The sequence below is a fragment of the Geobacter benzoatilyticus genome, from assembly GCF_017338855.1.
In the GTDB taxonomy this organism is placed as follows: domain Bacteria; phylum Desulfobacterota; class Desulfuromonadia; order Geobacterales; family Geobacteraceae; genus Geobacter; species Geobacter benzoatilyticus.
The window spans coordinates 2,555,905-2,581,263 of record NZ_CP071382.1; the positions used below are offsets into that span (position 1 = coordinate 2,555,905).

General features: G+C 58.5%; 24 protein-coding genes. 19 read left to right on the forward strand and 5 right to left on the reverse strand.

From position 1 onward, the window contains the following. Nucleotides 1-75 precede the first annotated feature (75 nt). The 6 genes from hprK (at nt 76) to metK (ending at nt 5,611) form a co-directional block, all read left to right on the forward strand. Nucleotides 76-1,035, forward strand: coding sequence for an HPr(Ser) kinase/phosphatase (hprK, locus tag JZM60_RS11715; RefSeq protein WP_207162636.1), 960 nt, complete (start codon nt 76-78; stop codon nt 1,033-1,035). 3 nt (nt 1,036-1,038) lie between these two features. Then, nucleotides 1,039-1,896, forward strand: coding sequence for an RNase adapter RapZ (rapZ, locus tag JZM60_RS11720; protein ID WP_207162637.1), 858 nt, complete (start codon nt 1,039-1,041; stop codon nt 1,894-1,896). Nucleotides 1,897-1,900: 4 nt separating this feature from the next. Next, nucleotides 1,901-2,293: a PTS sugar transporter subunit IIA gene (locus JZM60_RS11725; protein WP_207162638.1), complete on the forward strand. Its 393-nt coding sequence runs from the start codon at nt 1,901-1,903 to the stop codon at nt 2,291-2,293. 26 nt (nt 2,294-2,319) lie between these two features. Further along, on the forward strand, nt 2,320-2,586 hold the full coding sequence (locus JZM60_RS11730) for an HPr family phosphocarrier protein (RefSeq protein WP_207162639.1): 267 nt from the start codon (nt 2,320-2,322) through the stop codon (nt 2,584-2,586). Next, nucleotides 2,567-4,333 carry a phosphoenolpyruvate--protein phosphotransferase gene (gene ptsP / locus JZM60_RS11735; protein WP_207162640.1) on the forward strand — a complete coding sequence of 589 codons (1,767 nt, stop codon included), beginning with the start codon at nt 2,567-2,569 and terminating at the stop codon, nt 4,331-4,333. Before JZM60_RS11730 ends, ptsP begins: the two co-directional genes overlap by 20 nt. Before the next feature lie 108 nt (nt 4,334-4,441). Continuing rightward, nucleotides 4,442-5,611 (forward strand): methionine adenosyltransferase, encoded by a 1,170-nt coding sequence (gene metK / locus JZM60_RS11740; RefSeq protein ID WP_207162641.1) that lies wholly within the window; start codon nt 4,442-4,444, stop codon nt 5,609-5,611. A gap of 101 nt (nt 5,612-5,712) precedes the next feature. On the opposite strand, the gene JZM60_RS11745 is transcribed toward metK, so the two are convergent. Both JZM60_RS11745 and JZM60_RS11750 read right to left on the reverse strand, forming a co-directional pair. Continuing rightward, entirely contained in the window at nt 5,713-6,432 is a 720-nt protein-coding gene (locus JZM60_RS11745; protein ID WP_207162642.1) for a response regulator transcription factor, read from the reverse strand. Then, nucleotides 6,429-7,385 carry a sensor histidine kinase gene (locus JZM60_RS11750; RefSeq protein ID WP_207162643.1) on the reverse strand — a complete coding sequence of 319 codons (957 nt, stop codon included), beginning with the start codon at nt 7,383-7,385 and terminating at the stop codon, nt 6,429-6,431. Before JZM60_RS11750 ends, JZM60_RS11745 begins: the two co-directional genes overlap by 4 nt. A gap of 130 nt (nt 7,386-7,515) precedes the next feature. Here JZM60_RS11750 and JZM60_RS11755 point away from each other — a divergent pair, with 130 nt between their 5' ends. Together JZM60_RS11755 and ahcY are read left to right on the forward strand one after the other, a co-directional pair. After that, nucleotides 7,516-8,604, forward strand: a complete 1,089-nt coding sequence (locus JZM60_RS11755) for an NAD(P)H-dependent flavin oxidoreductase (RefSeq protein WP_207162644.1) — start codon at nt 7,516-7,518, stop codon at nt 8,602-8,604. Between the two features lie 159 nt (nt 8,605-8,763). Further along, nucleotides 8,764-10,185: an adenosylhomocysteinase gene (gene ahcY / locus JZM60_RS11760; RefSeq protein WP_207162645.1), complete on the forward strand. Its 1,422-nt coding sequence runs from the start codon at nt 8,764-8,766 to the stop codon at nt 10,183-10,185. Nucleotides 10,186-10,303: 118 nt separating this feature from the next. Here ahcY and JZM60_RS11765 read toward each other — a convergent pair whose 3' ends face one another. Next, the gene (locus JZM60_RS11765) at nt 10,304-12,088 is read right to left on the reverse strand and encodes a M3 family oligoendopeptidase (RefSeq protein WP_207162646.1); all 1,785 of its coding nucleotides are present in this window, start codon (nt 12,086-12,088) and stop codon (nt 10,304-10,306) included. A gap of 153 nt (nt 12,089-12,241) precedes the next feature. On the opposite strand from JZM60_RS11765, the gene JZM60_RS11770 reads away from it, so the two are divergent. Continuing rightward, on the forward strand, nt 12,242-12,526 hold the full coding sequence (locus JZM60_RS11770) for a Smr/MutS family protein (protein WP_207162647.1): 285 nt from the start codon (nt 12,242-12,244) through the stop codon (nt 12,524-12,526). Between the two features lie 69 nt (nt 12,527-12,595). On the opposite strand, the gene JZM60_RS11775 is transcribed toward JZM60_RS11770, so the two are convergent. Continuing rightward, complete coding sequence (locus tag JZM60_RS11775; protein ID WP_207162648.1) at nt 12,596-14,824, reverse strand: vitamin B12-dependent ribonucleotide reductase; 2,229 nt, start codon at nt 14,822-14,824, stop codon at nt 12,596-12,598. 274 nt (nt 14,825-15,098) lie between these two features. On the opposite strand from JZM60_RS11775, the gene JZM60_RS11780 reads away from it, so the two are divergent. The 7 genes from JZM60_RS11780 to rsmA are packed head-to-tail and all read left to right on the forward strand — an operon-like array spanning nt 15,099 to nt 22,210. Then, a complete protein-coding gene (locus tag JZM60_RS11780) occupies nt 15,099-16,148 on the forward strand; it encodes a diguanylate cyclase (protein ID WP_338148854.1) in 1,050 nt (349 codons plus the stop codon). Beyond that, nucleotides 16,145-17,482, forward strand: coding sequence for a right-handed parallel beta-helix repeat-containing protein (locus tag JZM60_RS11785; RefSeq protein WP_241426243.1), 1,338 nt, complete (start codon nt 16,145-16,147; stop codon nt 17,480-17,482). Before JZM60_RS11780 ends, JZM60_RS11785 begins: the two co-directional genes overlap by 4 nt. A gap of 42 nt (nt 17,483-17,524) precedes the next feature. Beyond that, a complete protein-coding gene (locus JZM60_RS11790) occupies nt 17,525-18,670 on the forward strand; it encodes an aminotransferase class V-fold PLP-dependent enzyme (protein ID WP_207162650.1) in 1,146 nt (381 codons plus the stop codon). Between the two features lie 51 nt (nt 18,671-18,721). Then, nucleotides 18,722-18,991 (forward strand): hypothetical protein, encoded by a 270-nt coding sequence (locus tag JZM60_RS11795; protein WP_207162651.1) that lies wholly within the window; start codon nt 18,722-18,724, stop codon nt 18,989-18,991. Between the two features lie 47 nt (nt 18,992-19,038). Beyond that, nucleotides 19,039-20,361: a PhoH family protein gene (locus tag JZM60_RS11800; RefSeq protein WP_207162652.1), complete on the forward strand. Its 1,323-nt coding sequence runs from the start codon at nt 19,039-19,041 to the stop codon at nt 20,359-20,361. After that, nucleotides 20,361-21,386: a tRNA (adenosine(37)-N6)-threonylcarbamoyltransferase complex transferase subunit TsaD gene (tsaD, locus tag JZM60_RS11805; RefSeq protein WP_207162653.1), complete on the forward strand. Its 1,026-nt coding sequence runs from the start codon at nt 20,361-20,363 to the stop codon at nt 21,384-21,386. Before JZM60_RS11800 ends, tsaD begins: the two co-directional genes overlap by 1 nt. Further along, nucleotides 21,383-22,210, forward strand: coding sequence for a 16S rRNA (adenine(1518)-N(6)/adenine(1519)-N(6))-dimethyltransferase RsmA (gene rsmA / locus JZM60_RS11810; protein ID WP_207162654.1), 828 nt, complete (start codon nt 21,383-21,385; stop codon nt 22,208-22,210). The genes tsaD and rsmA overlap by 4 nt, the downstream gene beginning before the upstream one ends. Before the next feature lie 259 nt (nt 22,211-22,469). Here the strand turns inward: rsmA and JZM60_RS11815 are convergent, their stop codons facing one another. Further along, complete coding sequence (locus JZM60_RS11815; protein ID WP_207162655.1) at nt 22,470-22,967, reverse strand: Ros/MucR family transcriptional regulator; 498 nt, start codon at nt 22,965-22,967, stop codon at nt 22,470-22,472. A gap of 187 nt (nt 22,968-23,154) precedes the next feature. On the opposite strand from JZM60_RS11815, the gene JZM60_RS11820 reads away from it, so the two are divergent. The 3 genes from JZM60_RS11820 (at nt 23,155) to JZM60_RS11830 (ending at nt 25,339) form a co-directional block, all read left to right on the forward strand. Then, on the forward strand, nt 23,155-23,358 hold the full coding sequence (locus JZM60_RS11820) for a 4Fe-4S dicluster domain-containing protein (protein WP_207162656.1): 204 nt from the start codon (nt 23,155-23,157) through the stop codon (nt 23,356-23,358). 101 nt (nt 23,359-23,459) lie between these two features. Next, entirely contained in the window at nt 23,460-24,518 is a 1,059-nt protein-coding gene (locus JZM60_RS11825) for a 3-methyl-2-oxobutanoate dehydrogenase subunit VorB (RefSeq protein ID WP_207162657.1), read from the forward strand. A 77-nt stretch (nt 24,519-24,595) separates the two neighbouring features. Then, the gene (locus JZM60_RS11830; RefSeq protein WP_207162658.1) at nt 24,596-25,339 is read left to right on the forward strand and encodes a thiamine pyrophosphate-dependent enzyme; all 744 of its coding nucleotides are present in this window, start codon (nt 24,596-24,598) and stop codon (nt 25,337-25,339) included. The last annotated feature ends 20 nt before the right edge of the window (nt 25,340-25,359 follow it).

Here is a 25,359-nt window from a genome sequence, read left to right on the forward strand (position 1 = left end):
CCTTGAGGGCCGCGCCGCCTGTTGGCGTGCGCGGCCCGCTGCCGGTTGCCCTGCCGGATGGAGGGGGAACAGACGTTGAATACCATCAGCCTCTCAATAGAAGACCTCCTCAATGATTCGGAGTATGGTCTCGACCTGTCCCTCATTGCGGGTGGGGGAGGGGTCGAGCACCGAGTATTCAGTTCGCGTATCCAAAAACCCGGCCTTGCCCTCACCGGATATACCGATCACCTTCATCCGGACCGGGTCCAGGTGCTGGGGAACACTGAAATTTCCTATTTGCGACAGCTCCATGAGGAACTTGCCACAATATTCATCGACAAGTTCTGCGAGTATCCCATTTCCTGCATCATCATCACCAAGGGGCTGGACCCGCCCCAGTTCCTCAAGGATGCGGCCGAACGTGAAGCGATCCCGCTCATGGTGACCCCGCTTCAATCATCAACGTTCATCTCGCTCATCACGAAGTTCCTGGAGGAGCGGCTCCTGCCGATGACCCACATCCATGGCGTCCTCGTGGATGTCCTCGGTGTCGGGGTTCTCCTGCTGGGCAAGAGCGGCATCGGCAAAAGCGAGTGCGCCCTCGACCTGGTCATTCGGGGGCACCGTCTTGTGGCCGATGACGTGGTGTTTGTTAAGAAAAAAATGCCTGCCGCCCTTGTGGGGCAGGCGGCTGAGGCTATCCAGTATCATATCGAGATACGGGGGCTCGGGGTTCTCAATATCAAGAACCTGTTCGGTGTGTCGTCCATTCGCGAGAAGAAGATTATCGATATGGTGATCGAGCTGGTTGACTGGGACCCGGAACATGAATACGACCGCCTTGGCCTGGATGACGAGTTCTACACGATCCTCGATATCGAGATTCCTTACATCAAGATTCCAGTTCGGCCGGGACGCAACCTCACCTCAATAATCGAGGTGGCGGCCCGCAACCATCTCCTCAAGGGGATGGGATACCATTCGGCCCGGGAGTTCCAGGAGAAGCTCATGACGAGAATGGAAGTCCGCCCCCGGGGCAATGAGGTGGAGTGACCGATGCGCGTTCTGGTTATCTCCGGCCTCTCCGGTTCCGGCAAATCCACAGCGGTGCGAGTTCTTGAGGACGAGGGGTTCTTTTGCATCGATAATCTTCCGGTGCAGCTCTTCCCCACCATCATCGATCTGGTCCAGAAGTCCCAGGAAACGGTGCCGGGCGTGGCTCTCGTCATGGATATCCGAGGGAGGGATTTTCTCAAGGGCTTCGAAAAGATATTTCACGAGATAGATGATGCCGGGCATACCATCGAGATAATCTTTTTCGATGCAACCGATGAAGTGCTGATTCGGCGCTTCTCCGAGACCCGGCGTCGCCACCCGGCCCTGGACAGTGGTTCGGTGCCCGAAGGAATCCGCTACGAGCGCGAGCAACTGGCGGGACTCCGGCGACTTGCCACGCTTGTAATCGACACGTCCGAGCTGAACGTTCACCAGCTCAAGGAGATGGTGCTGGTTCGTGTCAAGGGAGTGGCCGGTACGGGAAGGATGACGATTAATCTCCAGTCGTTCGGCTATCGTTACGGGATTCCGCTGGAGTCGGATTTGGTCATGGATGTCCGCTTTCTTCCCAATCCCCACTTTGTGCCGGAACTCAGACCCTTCACTGGGCTTGATTCCCGCGTAAGGGATTTCGTTCTGGATAAACCGGAGACCGGTCAGTTCCTGGCCAAGTTCGAGGATTTGCTTGATTATCTTCTGCCCGCTTACAAGCGGGAGGGGAAATCGTACCTGACTATTTCAATCGGCTGCACCGGAGGCCGGCACAGGTCGGTTGCGCTTGTGGAAGAGCTCCACCAGTTTTTTGCCCGCAACGGTATTTCCGTAAAGGTGAGCCATAGGGACATGGATAAAGGATAAATCGATGATTGGATTGGTGTTAGTTACCCACGCCGGTTTCGCCGAGGAACTTTTAAGTGGAGCCGAAATGATCGTGGGACCCATTGAACGTGCAGAAGCAGTAGGTATCCGTCCGGGAGACCCTGCCGATGACATCATGACTCGTATTGCCGAGGCCGTTAAGCGCGTTTCAGAGGATGGTGCGCTCATAATGACCGACATGTTCGGCGGCACTCCATCCAATATGAGCCTATCATTTCTTGAAACTGACCGGATTGAGGTGTTGACCGGCGTGAACCTTCCGATGGTGATAAAGTTCGCTTCGGACAGGGATCGGGGAACCGTTGCCGATCTGGCCACATCCCTCAAGGAATACGGCCGCGAGAGTATCGCCGTGGCCGGAGACTATCTGAAATAAAACATGGGAGCAGGGATTATCCAGTAATGCAAGTTCAGGAATTCAGCATTGTCAACAAGCTAGGTCTCCATGCCAGGGCTTCGGCCCTTTTTGTCAAGACGGCAAGCCGCTTCCGTTCCGATATAAAGATCGAGCGTGAAGGAGTGCAGGTAAACGGCAAGAGCATCATGGGAATAATGATGCTTGCCGCTGCCAAGGGAACGGTTATCAAAGTCACGATAGATGGTGAGGATGAGGCGGAAGCAATGGCCGCCCTCGGTGATCTCATAACCAATGGATTCGGCGAGGAATGATACGCGGATTTTCCGCGGCATAGAAGCATCTTCAGGGATCGCGATCGGAACTGCGCGCATCACCGACCGTAACCGCGTAGCGGTTACCGAGGTTACGATCGGAGAGGATGAGGTGGCACAGGAATGTTCGCGTTTCCTTGCCGCGCTTCAGGATGCCCGCCAGGAACTTCTTGCCGTTAAAGAGCATCTTGCCGCAACTCGCGGCCCCGAACACCTCTATGTTGTAGACACCCACCTGTTGATCCTAGACGACAGCATGCTTACCCGCGGCACCCTCGACCTGATCGCAGGGGAGCGGATTAATGCCGAGGCGGCACTCAAGCGTAACCTCCAGAAATTCAAAGAATTCTTTGTTGATATTGAAGACGAGTACCTGCGCGAACGGGCTGGTGATGTGGAAATCGTCGTCGAGCGGATTATGCGGGCGATGGTTGGCAAGCGTCAGGAAAGCATCGCTTCAATCGATGGAGGCAAGATCGTCATCGTCGCCCACGACCTTTCGCCCACTGATATTCTCCAGATAGACAAAAACAAGGTAATCGCCTTCATTACGGATATGGGGGGAAGGACTTCACACACGGCCATCCTGGCCAGAGCCCTTGAAATTCCTGCTGTGGTAGGCCTCGAAACGATTACCGGCGAGGACATTGACGGATTGCCGATCATCATAGACGGCACCGACGGCACCGTGGTCGTCAATCCCGATGCGGAGACCTTCCGCGATTACCTCCAGCGCAAGCAGCGGTATGACTATTTGGAGCAGGAGTTCCTCAAGCTTCGGGACCTCCCCCCCGAGACCACCGACGGTCATCGGGTTTGTCTCATGGGAAACGTCGAGTTTGCCGAGGAAATCCCGACGCTCAAGGGACATGGCGGTGAAGGGGTCGGGCTTTACCGCACCGAAATGCTCTACATGAACCGCAGGGGGCTTCCCGACGAGGAGGAGCAGTACTTGGCCTATGCCGCCATTGCGGAAAAAATGGCTCCCCTGCCGGTTACCATCCGAACCCTTGATGTGGGGGGCGACAAGCTCGCCACCGATCTTCATCTGGAGGATGAGATGAACCCGGCCATGGGGTTGCGGGCAATCCGTCTTTCTCTCCGCAAACCCGAGGTGTTCAAAACCCAGTTGCGGGCTATTCTGAGGGCCGGCGCCCGGGGCAAGGTCCGGATATTCTTCCCGATGATTTCCGGGGTCGAGGAGGTGCGCACCGCCAAGGCCATTCTGGAAGAGGCAAAGCGCGAGCTTAGCGCTGAAGGGATTCCCTTCGATGAAGCCATGGAAGTCGGCATCATGATCGAGGTCCCCTCGGCGGTCGTCATTGCCGACATCCTTGCCCTGGAAGTGGATTTCTTCAGCGTCGGCACCAATGATCTCATCCAGTACTCCCTGGCCATCGATCGCACCAATGAGCATCTGGCCCACCTCTATCAGCCGCTGCACCCGGCCGTTCTCCGCTCACTCCGCATGGTGGTCGAAGCGGCCCATGCCGCCGGCATCCGTGCCTGCATGTGCGGCGAGATGGCCGGCGAGGCGCGTTATCTTCCTATTCTCCTTGGCCTTGGGTTCGATGAACTTTCAATGACCGGTGTCTCGATTCCGCGTGTAAAGAAAGTTCTGCGCCGTGCCGCCAGGGCCGACGCGGAGCTTCTTGTGGCAAAGGCGCTCACTTTCTCCAGCGCGGCGGAAGTGGAAGCCTACCTTAGCAGTGAGATTTCTGCACGGTTTTCCGAGAGTTTTGACTGACCCCTCTTTGTTTTCCCCCTTGACATCAGTCTCCGCCAGCTTATACAATTCAAACCTTTGCAGAACATTGAACAGACCATATTCATCAGTGAGGAGGAAGGATCAGCGATGGAGATGAAGGACTATATTTTTACTTCCGAATCGGTTTCAGAAGGGCATCCCGATAAAGTTGCGGATCAAGTGTCGGATTCCATTCTCGATGCTATTCTTACCCAGGATCCCAAGGCTCGCGTTGCTTGCGAAACCATGGTAACCACCGGCATGGCGGTAATTGCCGGCGAGATAACCACGAGTGCCGTGGTGGATTACCCCAAGATTGTGCGCGAGACCATTCGCGAGATTGGCTACAATGATTCGGCCATGGGATTCGACTGGGAAACTTGCGCCGTTCTCGTTTCCATCGACAAGCAGTCCCCCGATATCTCCCAGGGAGTTACCGAAGGGGAGGGGATGTTCAAGGAGCAGGGTGCCGGGGACCAGGGGCTCATGTTCGGTTATGCCTGCACCGAAACCCCGGAACTCATGCCGATGTCCATCACCTATGCCCACAAGCTGACCCAACGGCTGGCGGAAGTGCGTAAAAATGGCGTTCTTGACTTCCTTCGTCCCGATTCGAAGTCACAGGTTTCCATAGAATATGTGAATGACAAGCCGGTGCGGGTGGATACGGTGGTCATCTCCTCCCAGCATACGCCGGAGGTTTCCTACGAGACCATCAAGGAAGGGATCATCAAGGAGGTCGTGAAGAAGATCATTCCGGCTGACCTCATGGACGAGCGGACCCGGCTCCTCATCAACCCCACGGGCCGGTTCGTCATCGGCGGGCCCATGGGCGACTGCGGCCTGACCGGGCGGAAAATCATCGTTGACAGCTACGGCGGCCATGGCGCCCATGGCGGCGGTGCTTTCTCCGGCAAGGATCCCTCGAAGGTGGATCGTTCCGCCGCTTACATGGGGCGTTATGTGGCCAAAAACCTGGTGGCTGCCGGGCTTTGCGAGAAGTGCGAAGTGCAGGTGGCCTATGCAATCGGCGTGGCCGAGCCGGTATCGGTCATGGTTGACACTGCCGGCACCGGCAAAATCCCGTCGAGCCGTATGGCCGAGATAGTGCGCGAGGTTTTCGATCTGCGTCCCCGCGCCATCATCGAGCAGCTCGACCTGCTCCGTCCCATCTATCGGAAGACTGCCGCCTATGGCCACTTTGGCCGGGAACTCCCCGAGTTCACCTGGGAGCGGACCGACAAGGTTGACATAATTCGCCAGAAGGCAGGTATCTAGCGAGATAGTGAGCTAGTAAACAGCTGGATAGCAGAAAGGCCGGATGATATTGCGTCACCCGGCCTTTTCTCCGTTTTATATCCTAATTCCTCACAGTCTCACTACTTCGCTCCCTCGCCGCCTTTCCTGCTGAACCGGTATCCCAATCCCCTAACTGTATGGAAATATATCGGCTTGGCGGGGTTCGGCTCGAAGTATTTCCGCAGCCGCACGATGAAGTTGTCCAGAGTTCTGGTTTCAGTGTCGGATTTGTATCCCCAGACATTCTCCAGGATGTCGCCGCGGCTGATGGCCTCCCCCTCCCGCTGGAAGAAAAGGGATAGCATCTTAACCTCAAGTTCCGTGAGGTCGATCTCTCCCTGGGCGGTGCGGGCATGATAGGACAGGAGAAATACCTCGTTGTCGCCGAAACGGTACGCTTCCTCCACTGGCTCGGGGCGATACCAGGACGAGCGCCGCAGCATCCCGCCGACCCTCAGCAAAAACTCGTTCAGGTTGAAGGGCTTGGTGAGGTAGTCATCGGCGCCGCTCTTCAGTCCCGTGATCCGTGCTCCTTCGTCGGACCGGGCAGTCAGTATCAGTACCGGCACCCGGCTGTCCATGGACCTGATCCGTTCGCAGACGGCAAAACCATCCATTCCCGGAAGCATCACATCGAGAATGATGAGAGCGAAGCGGTCATAGGCAAGCCGCTCCAGGGCTTCTTCGCCGCTTTCCACATGGCTTACGCGATATCCGTCCATTTCGAGGTTGAAGCAGATGCCCCGAGCCAGGTGAATCTCGTCTTCCACCAGCAGGATGTGGGGTTTTTCGTCGTTCATCGGGTAACCCCTTTGTGGCGGGGGAGGGGGAGGCTGATGGTGAAGACGGTTCCCTTCCCGGGCCCCTCGCTTTCGGCAGTTACGGTCCCGCCGTGTTCCCTGACCACTGACTTGACGATCCAGAGGCCGAGGCCGGTTCCCCGGATCGCTTCGCCGCTGCTGCGAATCCGGTAAAACTTCCGGAAAATATGCTTGAGGTCCTTGCGGTCGATTCCTTTGCCGTTGTCCTGGAAGGAGAGAACGCAGCGGTTCCCCTCCCGCTTCAGGGCGACGCGGATTTCCGGAGCCCCGACGCTGTAGAGGATTGCATTCTCGAACAGGTTGCGCAGTACCGTCTCCATCCCCTCCACATCGATTGCCGCGGAAATTCCCTTCTCGATGTCGAGGATGACGCTTCCACCTTCGGGCAGGTTGTTGCGCTGATGCTCCATGTAACGGGTCACCAGGGCCGAGAAGTCCACCACCGGGTAGAGGGAGGCCCGACGCCGCTGTTCAATCTTGGCGACCATCAGAATATTGCTGGTAAGGTTGTCGAGCCGGTCTATGTCCACGAGCATGGTGTCCAGGAAACGCTCCAGCTTGTCGGCGGGGGGCTTGCGGAGCCGGATTGTCTCCAGGTGGAGCTTGATGGAAGCCAACGGTGATTTGAGTTCGTGGGTCGCCTGGGAGATGAAGTCCTGCTGCTCCAGATTCAGTTTAGACTGGCGGCGCCAGTAAATGAAAATGACATAGACTCCCGCCAGGATGATGACGAGAAGCACCAGCCCTTCCACGAGCACAGCCCAGTCGAAGCCCCGCGCCAGCAGTTCGGGTCGGTAGCGTTCGGCCAGTTGACGGAACTCCTTGTGACGCCCCACGAACCAGCTGATCCAGAAAAAGACCAGCAACCCCCATACGACCTGAATTCCGATCAGGGCCATGAGCGGGTTTATGAGTTTTTTCAGCCATTTCATGATTTTTTGTGTAACACCCCCCCGTTGTGTTTGCAAGGGTATTTCGTTTTACAAAAGTATTACACATATTCCGGCCGCTGCTCTGCTATGGTAACCATCATACAAACAACACCGGCAGGGGGTGAGGAACATGGCAGGACCGCTTAAAATCGGCAAGTATGAAGTGAAATATCCGCTCATACAGGGTGGGATGGGAGTTCGCATATCGGGATGGCGGCTTGCCGGCCATGTGGCCAAATGCGGCGGCGTGGGGCTCGTGGCCACTGCCGGTATCACTCTCAACAGCGGCCTCTACACCGGTTCCAACTATCTCCAGTCCAATCCCGAGGCGCTGCGGCAGGAGCTGCGCAAGGCCTATGAGGTGGCTCCCGACGGGATCATCGGTGTAAACATCATGGTGGCGCTTGCCGATTATGAAGAGCTCGTTCAAGCTTCCATCGAAGGCGGCGCCAAGGTTATAGTTTGCGGGGCGGGTCTTCCCATGACGCTCCCCGGCCTCACCGCCCATGCCCCGGATGTGGCTATCGTGCCGATCGTGTCGTCGCTCCGTGCTGCCCAGCTCATCGCCAAAAAGTGGGACAAAGGATACGGCCGTCTTCCCGATGCGGTTGTTGTGGAAGACCCCGATACCGCCGGCGGCCATCTGGGTGAAAAGCTGGAAAACATCGGTACCGGAGACTATGACCAGTACGGCACCATCCGCGCCATAAAGGAATTCTTCCGCTCCGAATACGGTAAAGAGATACCGATTATCGCCGCAGGGGGGATTTGGGACCGCGCCGATGTCGTCCATGCCCTTGCCGAAGGGGCCGACGGCGTCCAGATGGCGAGCCGCTTCGTGCCGACGGTCGAGTGCGATGCCGAAGACGCCTACAAGCAGATGTACCTCGATTGCCGCAAAGAGGATATCGGCCTCATCATGAGCCCGGCGGGACTGCCGGGGCGGGCCATCCTCAGCAATCAGGAGAATATAACCCTTTACGATGAAACAAACGCCACTTCCTGCACCAATGCCTGCTTGAAGAAATGCTCCTACAAGGAGACGGGCGAGCGGTTTTGCATCGTAAGCGCCCTCGATCGGGCGCAACAGGGCGATGTGGAGTCGGGGCTAGTATTCTGCGGCACCAATGCCTGGAAGGCCGACCGCATTACCACGGTACGGGAAATCTTCGACGAACTCTTCGCGGAGGAGGCCGGCCAGGCAGAAAGAGCAGCCTGAGGCAGTTTTTCATCGTCCCAAAGAAAGAGGGGGGCACCAGCAGGTGCCCCTTTTTTATGGAAATGGGAATTGAACTTTGACCCTGCCCGGCAATAAATGATATATATTTCTTTTTCCGTACCGATACAGTGACAATAACAATACGAAATGGAGGATACAATGTCGACACCCAGCACACAGGCCGGTGCGTTTACCGATTGCTTTGTAAAGGATCTCTCCCTTGCCCCCTGGGGACGCAAGGAAATGATAATTGCTGAAACCGAGATGCCCGGCCTCATGGCCATCCGCGAGGAGTACGCCGCGAGCAAACCCCTTAAGGGCGCCCGCATCGCCGGTTCGCTCCACATGACCATCCAGACCGCCATGCTCATCGAGACCCTTACGGCCCTTGGCGCCGAAGTGCGCTGGGCATCGTGTAACATCTTCTCGACCCAGGACCACGCCGCTGCCGCCATTACCGCGGCCGGCATCCCCGTCTTCGCCTACAAGGGGGAGTCCCTTGAGGAATACTGGGAATTCACCCACCGGATCTTCGAGTGGCATGACGGCGGCACCCCCAACATGATCCTCGACGACGGCGGCGACGCCACCCTGCTCCTGCACCTGGGGAGCGACGCCGAGAAGGACCCTGCGGTTATCGCCAACCCCACCTGCGAGGAGGAGCAGTACCTCTTTGCCGCCATCAAAAAGCGCCTGGCCGAGAAGCCGGGGTGGTACTCCCAGACCGCCGCCGCCATCAAGGGGGTGACGGAAGAGACCACCACGGGCGTGCACCGGCTCTATCAGATGCACGAGAAGGGGCGTCTCAAGTTCCCGGCCATCAACGTCAACGACTCGGTCACCAAATCCAAGTTCGACAACATCTACGGCTGCCGCGAGTCCCTGGTGGACGGCATCAAGCGGGCCACTGACGTGATGGTGGCCGGCAAGGTGGCAGTCATCTGCGGCTACGGCGAGGTGGGCAAGGGGTGCGCCCAGGCCATGCGCGGGCTCCAGGCCCAGGTGTGGGTTACCGAAATCGACCCCATCTGCGCCCTTCAGGCCGCCATGGAAGGGTACAAGGTGGTCACCATGGAGTGGGCCGCCGACAAGGCAGACATCTTCGTAACCACCACCGGCAACATCAACGTCATCACCCACGACCACATGAAGGCCATGAAGCACAACGCCATCGTCTGCAACATCGGCCACTTCGACAACGAGATCGAGGTGGCAGCCCTGAAGCAGTACCAGTGGGAGAACATCAAGCCCCAGGTGGACCACATCATCTTCCCCGACGGCAAGCGGATCATCCTCCTGGCCGAGGGACGGCTCGTGAACCTTGGCTGCGCCACGGGGCACCCCTCCTACGTCATGAGCTCTTCCTTCGCCAACCAGACCCTGGCCCAGATGGAGCTCTTCTGCAACCCCGGCAAGTACCCGGTCGGCGTCTACATGCTCCCCAAGGAACTGGACGAGAAGGTGGCCCGCCTGCAGCTCAAGACCCTCGGAGCCATGCTCACGGAGCTCACCGATGAGCAGGCCGCCTACATCGGCGTGCCGAAAGAGGGCCCCTACAAGACCAGCCATTACCGGTACTGAGAGGGCGCGTACACCAATGAAAAAAGGCCGTCGGGAGAGAATCCCGGCGGCTTTTTTATTGTAGGGGCGATCCTTGTGATCGCCCGTTTCCCACGAAGGTCGAATACGAGATTCGTCCCTACCGTTCCCCAATCAGCCCCTTCAGCTCCTCGATCAGTTCCGCCAGAAAATCGTACCCCTTCTGCCAGAAGTGGGGATCGGCCAGGTCGATTCCCGCCGGCTTCACCGTGTCGGCCGGCGACAGTGAACCGCCGCTTTCCAGGATGCCCACGTAGGTGGGGATGAATGCGTCGCCTTCCTCCAGGTATTTCCCGTAGAGGGAGAGGACCAGTAGCTCCGCGAAGGTGTAGGAGTAGCAGTAAAAGCGGGCGTGGATGAAGTGGGAGATGTAGCTCCACCCCCAGCGGTAGGGCTCGATCATATCCACGGCGTCGCCGTAGAGCTTGCCGTTCTCCTCCCACCAGAGGTCGCAGAGCCGCGTCGCGGTGAGAAGCCCCTCCTTCCGTTCGTTGTGCATCCGCTCCTCGAAGCGGGTGAGGACGTTCTGCCGGAAGGTGGTGGCGATGATATCCTCGATCTTGGCGCATAGCAGCGCGATTTTCACCGAGGGGTCGCTCTCCTTTTCGAGAAGCGAGCGGGTCAGGAGCATCTCGCCGAATACCGACGCCGTTTCCGCCAGGGGGAGCGGCGCGTGGTAGTTGAGCATGGACTGCTTCTGGGCCAGGACGAAGTGGAGCCCGTGCCCCAGTTCGTGGGCGATGGTGGCCACGTCCCGCAGGTTGCCGGTGAAGTTGAGGAGCACATAGGGGGAGAGGCTCGGCGTCATCCCCATACAGAAGGCGCCGCCGCTCTTGCCGGGGCGCGGCAGCACGTCGATCCGCCGCTCGGCGAAGAAGGCGGCGCAGATGTCGCGGAAGCGGGGCTGGAATGCGCCATAGGCATCGAGGACCAGATCCCGGGCCTCGTCAAAGGTGTAGTGGCGGTCCGTCTCGCCGACCGGGGCGTAGATGTCGGTGTTCTTCAGCTTCGGCATCCCCATGAGCCGCGCCTTGAGCCGGAAGTAGTCGCGGGCAAGGCCGTAGTTGGCCTCCGAGACCTCCATGAGCCGGTTCACCACCTCTTCGGGTATCTCGTTCCCCAGGTTAGTGGGCTCCATGGGGTGGCGGTAGCTGCGCAGCTCCAGCTCCTGCCCGTGGTCCAGGGCGACGGTATTGAAGACGGCGCCCAGGGCGATTGCCTCCTCTTCGTGTCGCTTCAGGAAGGTGGCGAAGGCCCGTTCCCGCACCGACGCGTCCGGGTGATGGAGAAGCCCCAAAAGCTCCTCGCCGGTAAACTCCCGTTCCTCCCCTTCAAGCTCCATCCTGAAGCGAAAGGAGGCCGACAGCTCGTCGAAAAGGCGTGAAAAGGCTTCGGCCCCGGTGAGGTTTTTCAGCTTCAGGAGCTGTTCCTCCCGTTCCGTAAGCGTGTGCGGCCGGAATTTACGGACAATCTGCAGATAGTGGCCATATCCGGCAAGACATTCGTCGGCGGCAATTTCCGCGAAACGTTCATCGGGGATGCCCATGATCTCCAGGTCGAAGAAGAGAAGCTCGCGCCCCATGAGGTTGCCGAATTCGGCAGTTCTCTGTGAGAGCATCTTGTTCGCGTCGCTATCGGAGTCGGCGGCAAAGAGAAGATGGGCGTAGAGCTGGGGCTTTACAAGGAGTTCCGAGAGGGCTTCGTAGCGCCGGAACGCATCCCGGAGCCCTGCTGCGTCCAGGGTTGAAACCTTACCCAGATAAAGGTCCCGGAACGCTTTTGCCTCAGAGGCACCCTTGGCGAGATCGGCTTCGAGTTCCGGTGCATCCGGTGACCGGTAGAGGAGATCGGTGTCCCAGAGCATGGTGGTGATGTCGGCAGTCATGGCGATCCTTTCATGGAAAATGAAGCTTGCGTTTTACGCTTCCCTTCTGGATTACCATAGGGGAGCAATAAATCAATAGAGTTTTTCCGCCAATGGGAGAATACTCTTGACGATGGATGTATCCTGGTTGCGAGTCCGGAGGAGACGGTTTCCATGATTGAAGACACGCCCGTAGAACTCCCCATTGACGGTATTCTTGACCTCCATGCTTTCCGGCCCGGCGAGGTGAAGGACCTCATCCCCGATTACCTGGCGGCTTGCCGCGAACGGTCCATTTACTCTGTCAGGATTATCCACGGCAAGGGGACGGGAACTCTGCGCCGGACAGTTCATGCCGTCCTGGAGCGGCTCGACGTTGTGGCATCGTTCCGTATGGCGGGGGAGGATGCAGGGGGATGGGGGGCGACGCTGGTGGAGCTGAAGCGGCAGAACCGGTGACGTCGTGCGGCTTTTCAAAAAAAAGGCCCGCTTGAGGCGGGCCTTTTTTCCAGGTATGTCAGTACTCGGTCAGGCGCACTCTGAATAGCCGCAGACGTGGCAGACGGCGCAGCCCCCTTCATGCTCGACGATGCCGCCGCACTCGGGGCAGGCGCCCCGCTCGGGCGCCGTGGCTTCGAGCCCGATATCATAGCCTTCAGCTTGCATGTGGGCCTGAATAGCCTTGGCCACGGCATCGGCGCAGGAGAGGACCTTGTTGTCGCCGAAGCCGGCCGGCAGATGGCAGGAGATGCCGAGGAGTTGCTTGATGACCTGGCGGGCCTGGACGCCGCTGCGCCATGCCAGCGACACCATGCGGCCGATGGCCTCGCACTGGGAGGCGGCACATCCGCCCGCTTTCCCCATGGTGGTGAAGAGCTCGAAGAGCCCGGCCTTGTCCTCGTTGACGGTGACGTAGAGGGGGCCGCAGCCGGTCTGCATCTGGTAGGTCCAGCCCTTGAGGGCTTTCGGGCGGTCCCGCTTCACGGCCCGCTTCTCATCGGTGTGGACCACCTTCTCCTTTTCTTCCTTGGCGCCGGTGGAGAGAACCTGCTCGTCGCGGGAGCCGTCGCGGTAGATGGTAACCCCCTTGCACTCAAGCTTGTAGGCCAGGCGGTAGACCTTTTCCACATCTTCGATGGTGGCGTTGTTGGCGAAGTTTACGGTTTTTGAGACGGCGTTGTCGGTGTACTTCTGGAAAGCCGCCTGCATCTCGATATGGTCTTCCGGCGTGATGTCGTGGGCGGTAACGAATACTTTACGGACATCCTCGGGAACTTCGGCAATGTCGTGGACGGTGCCGTGCTGGGCGATCTTCTGCATGAGTTCTTCGGAGAAGAAGCCCCGTTGGCGGGCTATTTCTTCAAATATGGGGTTGACCTCCACGAGGATATTCTTGTCGAGGACCTGGCGTACGTAGGAAACCGCGAACAGGGGCTCCACGCCGCTGGAGGCATTGGCGATGATGGAGATGGTCCCGGTGGGGGCGATGGTGGTTACCGTGGCGTTACGGATGGGGCCTTCGCCGGGGCGGTCATAGATGGAACCTTCGAAGTTGGGGAACGTTCCCCGCGAGGCGGCCAGTTCACGGGAATAGGCGTGCCCTTCGTCATTGATGAAACGCATCACTTTTTCGCCCAGCGCTATGGCTTCGGCGGAACTGTACGGGATGCCCAGAAGAATCAGCATGTCGGCCCATCCCATGACGCCGAGACCTACTTTTCTGTTGGAACGGGTCGTTTCGTTGATCTGGGGAAGAGGGTAGTTATTCACTTCAATGACGTTGTCCAGGAAGTGAACCCCGAGGCGGACTACTTCTTTGAGGCGCTTCCAGTCCACTTCACCGTCTTTCACCATCTTTCCCAGGTTTATGGAGCCCAGGTTGCACGACTCGTAGGGGAGGAGCGGTTGTTCGCCGCAGGGGTTGGTTGATTCGATCTCGCCGGCCTTGGGGGTGGGGTTGTCCCGGTTGAGGCGGTCCAGGAAGATGATCCCCGGCTCGCCGTTTTTCCATGCCTGCTTCACGATGCGGCTGAACACCTTGCGGGCATTGAGCTTGCCGCACGGCTTGCCGTCGCGGGGGTTGCGCAGATCGTATTCTGCGTCTTTTTCCACGGCCTCCATGAACGCCTCGGTGAGTCCCACCGAGATGTTGAAGTTGTTGAGGTGTTTCTGGTCATCCTTGCACATGATGAAGTCCATGATGTCCGGATGATCCACGCGGAGGATCCCCATATTGGCACCGCGCCGGGTCCCCCCTTGCTTGATGGTTTCGGTGGCGGCGTCGAATACCCGCATGAATGATATGGGGCCGCTGGATATGCCCGAGGTGGAACGGACCACATCGTTGGCCGGACGCAGGCGCGAGAAGGAGAAGCCGGTTCCGCCGCCGGATTTGTGGATCAGGGCAGTGTACTTGACCGCATCGAAGATATCCTCCATGGAGTCCCCCACGGGGAGCACGAAGCAGGCGGAGAGCTGGCCCAGTTCGCGCCCTGCGTTCATGAGGGTGGGGGAGTTGGGGAGGAATTCGAAGGAGGTCATCAGGTCGTAGAACTTCTGGGCAAGCGCCTTGGTGTCGGCCTTCTTGTCGAAACTACGGTCAGCGACGGCAATGGCCTCGGCCACGCGCCGGAACATGTCGGCGGGTGTTTCGAGGATTTTCCCCTCGGTGTCGCGCTTGAGATAGCGTTTCTCAAGGACGGTGCGGGCGTTTTTCGAAAGCCCGGGGATTTCCATGTTTGTCGTCGATTCTGCCATAATTTCCTCTCCTTGCGCTTGTGGGGTGGTGGATGATGCTTGTGAAAAAGCGTTTTGTCATATATGTTGTGGTGCGCACCGTGATTATCCACAATATATATGGCCTGTCAAGGGGTAAAAAATTTTTCGCCTAACGGGTTGATTAGACAGAGCATTGAAGTCTTCGGCATATGTTTGATGGTCGTGAGCCCGTTGCCGGCAATTTACAATCAACCTGATTCGTGATACAAAATTTGGAATTTTCTTATGAATGGATCAAGACATGGAATCTTGCGTGAAATGCACGAGGGAGCTGCTCGAAGAGGAAGTAAGCACGCTCAAGGAGCTTATCGATGTGGCGAGGACGGTGGTCTCCTCCCTGGATCTCGGTCATGTCCTTCAGGTTATCCTGTCCAGTGCCATGCGTTTTGCGGACACCCCTGCCGGAAGCGTGGCCCTCTATGATGCCGACAAGAGCGAGCTGACCATTAACGCCCATAGCGGATTGTCCCACGAATTCGTCAATACCGGGCAGTGGGAGATTCGGCCGGGCAGTCTTACCGGCCGGACACTTGCCGGCGGAGAGATCCTGTTTGTCGGCGATACCCGGAAAACCTTCTACAACATCAATCCCATCATTCTCAAGGAGGGGATCCGATCCCTCATCTGCATTCCGCTCAAAGTCCAGAGCCGGACCATCGGCATCCTCTACCTTGGGGACTTCGTCCCCCGGGAGTTTGACCGGGATAAGCTGAAACTTCTCGATGTCCTGGCGTCTTTCGCCGCCATGGCCGTAGACAATGCCCAGTTCCATGCGCGGACCCGGCTCATGGCCATAACCGATGCCTTGACAGGTCTTTACAACCGCCGCTATTTCCAGCAGATGTTCGGCCGTGAGCTGAGCCGGGCACAACGCTACCATAAACCCCTTTCCCTTATCATGATGGATGTCGATGACTTCAAAAAATTCAACGACACCTACGGTCATCCCCATGGCGACAAGGTGCTGGGGGTCATGGGAGACATCCTTGTGGAAGCGCTGCGCAGTACTGATTTTGCCTTTCGTTACGGGGGCGAGGAGTTCATCGTTCTACTGCCGGAAACTGATTTTCCCAACGCACTCCTGGCTGCGGAGCGGCTCAGGGAACTTGTGGAGCATGAGAGTATCGGAGAATTGAAGGGGATTGCATCCCACGGTATAACGGCCAGCGTGGGGGTGGTCTCTTTCCCGAGGGACGGTGAAACGTGTGAGGAACTCCTGAACAGTGTGGACGGACTCCTCTACCGGGCCAAGGAGTGCGGGAAAAACCGGGTTCACTACCGTTGCGAGGGAGAATTGCAATGATAGGTTTTCCCCCGGCGATAAAAGGGGCTCCTGCCCTCCTGTTCGCGCTTCTGTCCATGATGCTGTTTCTTGGCGGTTGCGGCAAGGTTTCGGAGCTTTTTGACGCGGGCAGCATGTTTGCTCATTCTCCGAAGCCCGCAACAGGCACTGATGAGGGGGGTGAAACGGCGCCTGTCGTGATTGAGGCTCCCGGGTCCACGCCTACGCCTTCCCCGGAACCGGTGAAGAGTCCTGCTCCCGTTGCCGTCCGTACGCCACATTCGCTTCCGGGGGAATCGCGCCTTGCGCCGGCGGTGGATGCTGCCGCCGAGCAGGTGATGCGCGATGCCGTTTTGACCGAAGACACCATCTGGCGCGGCGAGGTATTGGTGGAAGGCTCCATAACCGTGGCGCCCCAGACAACTCTTACCATTGAACCGGGGACCGTTGTCCGTTTCCGGAGGACTGCCCCCGGCGAGGGGGCGGGGCCGGTGCTCCTGGTACAGGGCCGGATTGTGGCCAAGGGGGGTGCCGGGGAACCGGTTCGCTTTACCTCAGCCTTTCCGGACCCCGGTGCCGGTGAGTGGCAGGGGATTATCCTCCTGGGAAGCGAGAAGAAGAATCTTTTTGATCAGTGCCGTGTCGAAGGGGCAGTTACCGGCATAGACGCATCTTTTTCCACCATAACCCTCAAAGATGTGTCCCTGTCCGCCTGCGGAACCGGAGCGCGGTTCCAGGATTCCATCATTACCGTTGAAGGCTGCGAAGCATCCGGCTGCCGTGTGGGCATGGAACTCGCCGAGAGCGAGGCTGATGTTCGCAATATTACCGTGCGCGGCAACCGCCTCGGCATGATGGTGCGCGGCGGATCCCTTTTTCTGGAGGGGGGGCGATTTGTCGCCAACAAGCAGGCTGGATTAACCGCGAGTTCATCCCGCTTCAGCATTGCTTCCGCTATTTTCCGGGATAACGCCACCGGCTTAGCCGTCACCGACTGTACCGGCAAGGTGACGGCGTCGCGGGTTTCGGACAACCGGGATGTGGGGATTCATCTCGTCCGCTCCAGGGTTCAGGTGAACGGCAACGAAATCGCCTCGAATGGTGCCATAGGCCTGCGGGTAGAGGATGGGCTGGGCGTCGCGTGGGGAAATGCTTTTTCGGGCAATGGCAGCTTTGACATTGAAAACGCTGGCGGGGAAGATTTCAGAGCCATGGCCAACTGGTGGGGCGAGCCTTCGCCATTGCTAGTCAAGCGCCTGAATCATCGACCCCAGGATCCAGCCCGCGGTCGGGTTCTGGTGAATCCCGTGCTCAAGGCCCGGCCACCTCTGCGTTCACTGAATCCCGTGCCCTGAATTCCGTTGATAAATAGCCTGTGCCATGGTAGTTTTTTCACCATGTCGCTCTACCTTGACAATGCCGCAACGTCGTTCCCCAAGCCGGAATCCGTCTACGAATCCATAAACAGGGCTTTGCGCGAAGTTGGCGTCAGCCCGGGGCGGGGTGGCTACCGTCGCGGCCTGGAGGCCACTCGCCTTCTCTTTGAGACGAGGGAGTCGGTGGCAGCTTTTTTCGGCATCGACGATTCGTCGCGCGTTGTCTTCACCCACAGCGCTACCGAGTCCCTCAATCTGGCAGTGCTCGGGCTGGTCAGGCCCGGCGACCATATCATATCCACTTCGGCGGAGCACAATGCGCTCGTGCGCCCGCTTCATCGCGCCGCGCAGCGCGGAGCCGAAATTACTTGGGTGGAGGCTGACCGTCGCGGTTTCGTCACGCCGGAACAGATTGCCGCCGCGCTGCGTCCATCTACCCGGCTTGTCGCCCTGGGGCACTGCTCCAATGTGACCGGAGCCATCCAGCCGATTGCTGAAATTGCGGGCGTTGCCCGGCGCGCCGGGGCGCTTCTGCTGCTTGACGCCGCCCAGAGTGCGGGGATGATCCCCATTGACGTGCAGGCCGTGGGTATCGATCTCCTCGCGGCGCCGGGTCACAAGGGGCTCATGGGCCCCCAGGGGACCGGCATCCTCTACGTGGCCGGCGGCGTGGAGCTGGAGCCGCTTGTCGTCGGCGGCACGGGCGGGTATTCATCCGGCATGGAACAGCCAAGCGCCATGCCGGAACGGTTCGAGAGCGGGACCCATAACTTGCCCGGCATCATCGGCCTCGGTGCTGGCATCGAATTTATCCGGACCGTTGGGCTGGACGCCATCCGCAAGCGGGAAGAAGCATTGGTTGCCCGTATCATGCAGGGGCTCGGGGCGTTGCCGGGGGTAACTTGCCACGGGCCGCTCCCAGGCGAACCCCGTGGTTCCCTTGTAAGTTTTACTGCCGAAGGGATTGATCCCCAGTCAATCGGTTTCAGGCTCGACCATGAGTTCGACATCTGTGTAAGGGTTGGGCTCCATTGCGCCCCGGCGGCTCACCGGACCATCGGCACCTATCCCGATGGGGCGGTCAGGGTGAGCCCCGGCTACTTTACGACGGACGAAGAGGTGGACGCATTTCTCGGCGCCATGGGAGCTATCCTCCGCAGCAGGTGACATGGCAGTATTTGCACAGACCTGCATTCAATAATCACTAAGGGGCATGCCATGAAAAAACGGTTGCTTGTTGCGATCTGCTTCACTCTGATCTCCGTTGCCGGATGTTCGCTCCCCCCCGAAAGGCCCGTGACGAAGGATGAACTGTACGGAACGGGTATTTATAACTATTACACCATCAAAGAGTCGCCTGAGAGTGTCCTCGCGGCCATCAACCGCGAGGGAGAGGTGATCCTCGATGCCAAGTACCGCGACCGGCCGATCTTCATCAAGATTCTTGCCCTCTCGTCGGGGCTTCAGGTTCACGTAATCGAAAAATAAGAAGTAATTTTTGCGTGCCGTACATTCCAGCCAACGAAAGAAGAGTCATGATAAAAAACTTCGTACTTGATACCAACGTGCTTCTCTACGACCCCCAGGCAATCTTCAAGTTTGTCGACAACAACATCATCATTCCCATTACGGTCATCGAAGAGGTGGACCGGTTCAAGAAGGACATGAACGAGACGGGGCGCAACGCCCGTCAGGTTTCCCGCTATCTTGACGATATGCGCAAGAAGGGTTCTCTCTCGTCGGGCATAACCCTGGAGACCGGGGGGACGCTGCGGGTTGAGATGTACGAAGAGAAAATCATGAAGAGGCTCCCTCCCGAACTGCGTGAGGAGCGTGGCGATAACCGGATTCTTGCGGTGGCGGTGAAGATACTGGAGGAGAACGGCGGCGAGCCGGTGGTCTTTGTCACCAAGGATACTAACCTGCGGATCAAGGCCGATGCCATCGGCCTCACGGCTGAAGACTACGAGTCGGACAAGGTTGACATCGAAGAGCTCTATCCCGGCTTCACCGAGATCGACGTGCCGGCCGAGATCGTCGACCGGTTCCACGGCCAGGGGTGGGTGGAGTTGCCGGGACATACCTTTTATTCGAATCAGGGAGTAACCCTTCGCGACGAAACTAACCCCTCCCATACGGCGCTCGGAAAGTACCGGGCTGCCGACGGCAAAATCGTCCCCCTTGTGAAGACCGGTAAGGAAGGAGTCTGGAGCATCTTCCCCCGCAACCGCGAGCAGGCTTTCGCCTTCGATCTCCTCCTGGACGACTCCATCAAGCTCGTCACCCTGGTGGGTAAGGCCGGTACCGGCAAGACGCTGCTGGCCATTGCGGGCGGTCTCCACAAGACGGCGGAGGAGAACGTCTTCAACCGCCTCCTCGTCTCCCGTCCCGTGTTCCCCATGGGACGCGATCTGGGCTTCCTTCCCGGCGACATCGAAGAGAAGCTCGCCCCGTGGATGCAGCCGATCTTCGACAACGTGGAGCTGCTCCTTTCCGGCCATGAGGCCGAGAAACGCCACAGCAAGGGATACAAGGAACTCATGGCCATGGGGATCATGGAAATCGAACCCCTCACCTACATCCGGGGGCGCTCCATCCCGAACCAGTTCATGATCGTCGATGAGGCCCAGAACCTGACCCCCCACGAGATCAAGACCATTATCACCCGTGCCGGCGAGGGGACGAAGATCGTCCTTACCGGCGACCCCTACCAGATCGACAATCCCTACGTGGACGCCTCATCCAACGGTCTCACCTATGTGGTGGAGCGCTTCAAGGAGCAGGCCATCGCCGGGCACATCACCATGACCAAAGGTGAGCGCTCCGATCTTGCGGAACTGGCGGCGAATCTCCTGTAATGCTCCTTCTGACGATCGAATCATCCTGTGACGAAACCGCGGCAGCGGTGGTCCGCGACGGACGGAAGGTGCTTTCGAGCATCGTTGCGTCCCAGGTGAAGGACCATGCCGTCTACGGCGGAGTCGTTCCCGAGATCGCATCCCGCAAGCATCTGGAGACTATTCCGGTTGTCATCGACGAAGCCCTTCACACGGCTTCGGTATCCCTTGAAAACATCGAGGGTATTGCCGTGACCCGGGGGCCGGGGCTTGCCGGAGCGCTTCTCGTGGGAGTTGCCGTTGCCAAGGCCATCGCTTTTGCCCGGCGGCTGCCCATCGTGGGGGTGAACCACATCGAGGGGCACATCGCCGCAATTCTCCTGGAACGTGAAGTCGCCTTTCCTTACGTGGCCCTGGCTGTTTCGGGGGGGCATACGCACCTTTATCGCGTGGACGGCATCGGCCGTTACACGATCCTGGGGCAGACCCGGGACGATGCGGCGGGCGAGGCATTCGACAAGGTTGCCAAGCTGCTGGGGCTCCCTTATCCGGGAGGGGTTGAGATCGACCGTCTCGCCGCCGGGGGGGACCCGCGCCGGATATCCTTCCCCCGGCCGCTTCTCCACGACGGAAGCTTCAATTTCAGCTTCAGCGGGCTCAAGACCGCAGTCTTGAATCATGTGCGGAAAAACCCTCCCCAGGGGGATGAGCAGTATCTTCGCGACCTTTGCGCTTCATTTCAGGCGGCGGCCTGCGATGTGCTCGTCGCCAAGACGCTTCTCGCCGCCGAAACCGAAGGAATCGGACGGGTCGTGGTTGCCGGCGGTGTTGCCTGCAACAGCTCCCTGCGGGCTGAAATGGCGCGGGAAGCTGCCGCGCGGGGCATAGACCTCGCAATCCCGTCTCCGTCCCTCTGTGGCGACAATGCCGCCATGCTGGCGGTGCCCGGAGACTTCTACCTGTCTCGCGGCATTACCGACGGACTTTCACTGGACGCCACAGCGGTCTGGCCTCTGGACACGATCAAACGGGGGGAGGCAGCGTGAGAGGCGAGGGGATTCGCGCCCGCAAGGCGCTCGGCCAGAACTTTCTGGTGGACCGGAACGTTATCGCGCGGATTGCGGATGCGGTGGATATCGGCCCGGAAGACCGGATTCTTGAGGTCGGCCCCGGCAAGGGTGCCTTGACCGAATTACTTGCGGCCCGTTGCGCGCGGCTCGTGGCGGTGGAACTCGACACGCGCCTTGTGCCGGTGCTGCGCCGGGAGTTCAGCGAGAATCAACGGGTGGAAATCGTCCACGATGATATCCTGAAGCTTGATCTGCGTTCCCTTCTGGCGTCCGAAGGTGCCGGGAAGTGGAAAGTGGCCGCAAACCTTCCCTACAACATCTCCACGCCGGTACTGTTCAAGTTTCTTGATCACATGGATCTTTTCTCCCGTCTGGTGCTCATGCTCCAGAAGGAAGTCGGCGATCGGCTTGCTGCGTCCCCCGGTACCAAGGATTACGGCACGCTTTCCGTGTTTTTTCAGCTTCATTTCAACGTCGCCAGGGAACTGATCGTCAGGCCCGGCTCGTTCCATCCCGTGCCCAAGGTTGATTCCGTGGTGTTGAGCTTCGTTCCCCTCGAAAAACCCCGCGAAGAGGTTGGTGACGAACGGTATTTCCGCCGCATGGTGAAGGGTGCTTTCTCCATGAGGCGCAAGACCCTCTGGAACTGTCTCAAGGGGGCTGATCTGGGGCTGTCCGGCGGGCAACTTGCGGAGGCGCTTGAAACGTGCGGAATAGATCCGGGAAGAAGAGGCGAGACGTTAAGTCTTGGCGAATTCGCCGCCCTTTCCCGTGCCATGATCGCTTTAGGCGGAATTTGAATCCGTGACGGATACCGCACCGACGGAGCGACTGTGCCCGAGCGCCAGCCGCTGTAGGCGGAATGGAGCGGCCGCCGGCCTGATTGTCTGAACCCGTCAGGGTGAGTTTCAGGCCGGTAGCGAAATGAGCCGTACAGCGGCGGTGCGAACGGCACTCGGAGCGTAGCGGTGCGGCATCCGTCACGGATTCAGGGAGAAAATAGAAAAGCCGCCCCATAATTGAGGCGGCTTTTAGTGGCGATACCGGTGCAGCTGTTGATTATGCCTTCTTCTTACGCGGCGCTGCCTTTGCCTTTGCCGGCTTTTCGGCAGCAGCTTTCTTTTGCTGGATGTTGGCGGCTCTCACTGCGCGGGCCTTTGCCAGGTTGTCGGCAAGGCCTCTGTCCTGGGCCATCTTCTTGCGGGCTTCGGAGAACTTCCGGGCGGTCAGAGCCTGGGTGCTGGGAATGTTGAACTGCTTTCGGTATTCCCTCGGCTTCATGTTGTGCACTTGGGCCAGGTGGCGGGTAAGGGTTTTCATTCCCCCCTTGCCACAGATCATGCAGACGACCTGATCGGCCTGGAAAGCCTTCTTGAGGCTGATAACGGGTGCCTTGGCTTCTTCCGCCGGAGCGGCTTCGGCTACGCCCCCTTCCAGTTGCTGCATTGTCGCGTACACCTTCTGGATTTCCTGTACCAGTTCCTCGGTGGAAAGTTCTGACATTGCAGCATGCGAAGAGACAATGCTTGCCGTTAATTCCAACAGTGTCGGAGCCATCTGGTTCCCTCCCTTTGTCAGTAAAAAAATTAGTAACTGTGTTTATATTTAGCGTGAACATTAATCTAAATCAAGCTACAAATCAGTTTTTTACCTAATAAAATGCATTTGACGTCCCGGTGGAGTTTTTGTTAGGTTTGAATCGTTGTCTGTATACGGAACATGTTTTACGAAAGGAACCTTGCCAATGGCGCACATTGAGATAGATGAATTACGTTGCAAAGGGTGCGGACTCTGCACTCTCGCCTGTTCGAGAAAACTCATCGTCATGAGCGATACCACCAACAAGCAGGGCTATGTGACTGCTGTTGCCACAAAGCAGGACCAATGTACCGGCTGTACTCTCTGCGCTGAGATTTGCCCTGATGTTGCCATCATGGTGTTCAAGTGATACCACGATAGTTTGCAGCATAAGTTTCTGCCGTCTCTGACTCTCCCTGCAAAGGATTATTTTCTACTTACCGTTTTGCAGGTTCATTTATGGAGGTTGTTTTGACAAAGCGTCTCTTTATGAAGGGTAACGAAGCCATAGCGATGGCCGCCATTGAGGCCGGCTGCCGCTACTATTTCGGTTATCCCATAACCCCCCAGAGCGACATCCCGGAGTATATGTCGCGGGAACTGCCGAAGCTGGGCGGCGAATTCATCCAGGCCGAGAGCGAGGTCGCTTCCATCAACATGCTCCTCGGCGCTTCGGCTACCGGCGTCCGGGCCATGACCTCGTCATCCAGCCCCGGCATCTCCCTCAAGCAGGAGGGGATTTCCTACATGTCGGGCGCGGAGCTTCCCGGCGTCATTGTCAATATCTGCCGGTCCGGTCCGGGGCTCGGCGGCATCGACGCTTCCCAGGCCGACTACTTTCAGGCGGTCAAGGGGGGAGGGCACGGCGGCTATCATATCATTGTCCTCGCACCGGCATCGGTTCAGGAGATGTATGATCTGACCATGCTTGCCTTCGATCTTTCCGACATCTATCGAGTTCCCGCAATGATTCTCGGGGACTCCGTCGTGGGGCAGATGAAAGAACCGGTTGTACCCAACAAGCGCCCCGCGACTGAGCTTCCCCCCAAGAACTGGGTCGTGCGCGGCAAGGGTGACGGTGAGCAGCGCGTCGTAAAGTCCCTTTATCTGGGCGACGGCGAGCTGGAGGCCCACAACTGGAAACTCCATGGGCGTTATCAGGAGCTTCGGGACAAGGAAACCCGGTGGGAAGAATTCATGCTGGACGATGCGGAGCTTGTCGTAACCGCATTCGGTTCTGCGGCCCGCATAGCCAAGACCGCGGTCATGGCGGCACGGGACAACGGCATCAAGGTGGGGCTCCTTCGCCCCATCACCCTCTTCCCCTTTCCGGAGAAAGCCTTCCGCGCAGTCACAGAGCGGTGCAAGCGAGTGCTCGATATCGAACTCAACGCCGGTCAGATGGTCGAAGATGTCCGGCTTTCAGTGGCCCGCGATGCGGAAGTCTTCTTCTACGGCAGGCCTCCGGGGGCAGGCTCCCTTCCGACACCCGAAGAGCTGCTGGAGCAGATCAAAAAATACTACGTCTAGGGAGCATCGCCGGGGGTGATTTGCTGTCCGGTTGTCGCCGGTCCCCGGTCCCTGATCCCCGACCAGAGGTTATATCAATGCAACAAGTCTTTAAAAAACCGGTCAGTTTAAAGGATGTCCAGACCCACTTCTGCCCCGGATGCCACCACGGCACGTTTCATCGTATTGTGGCTGAGGCCATGGATGAATTCGGCGTCCAGAAGAAAACCATCGGCGTCGCGTCCGTCGGCTGTTCAGTATTTCTCTACGGCTACTTCGATATCGATGTGGTGGAAGCCCCCCACGGCAGGGCTCCGGCGGTGGCCACCGGCGTCAAGCGGGCCCGTCCCGATGCCTTCGTTTTCACCTACCAGGGCGACGGCGATCTGGCCGCCATCGGAACCTCTGAAATAATCCACGCCGCCAACCGGGGCGAGGACATGACTGTCATCTTCGTCAACAACACCACCTACGGCATGACCGGCGGGCAAATGGCACCCACCACCCTTGTGGGGCAGCGAACCTCCACGTCCCCCTATGGAAGAAACCAGGGTAAAGACGGGGCGCCCATCAGGATGGCTGAGCTTCTTGCCCAGCTCGAAGGCGTCGGATTTTCGGCACGGGTGGCTGTAAACAACCCCAAGAACCTCATGGACGCCAAGCGCCAGATAAAAAAAGCATTCCGGTATCAGGTGGAGGGGAAAGGGTTTTCCTTCATCGAAGCCCTCTCGGCATGTCCCACCAACTGGGGGATGAACCCGATCAGCGCCAATGAGCGGGTCGGCACCGAGATGTGCGACTACTTCCCCCTGGGAGTATTCAAGAACGCGGCTGATCTTTAAGAGCTTTCGCCGTACCGCGG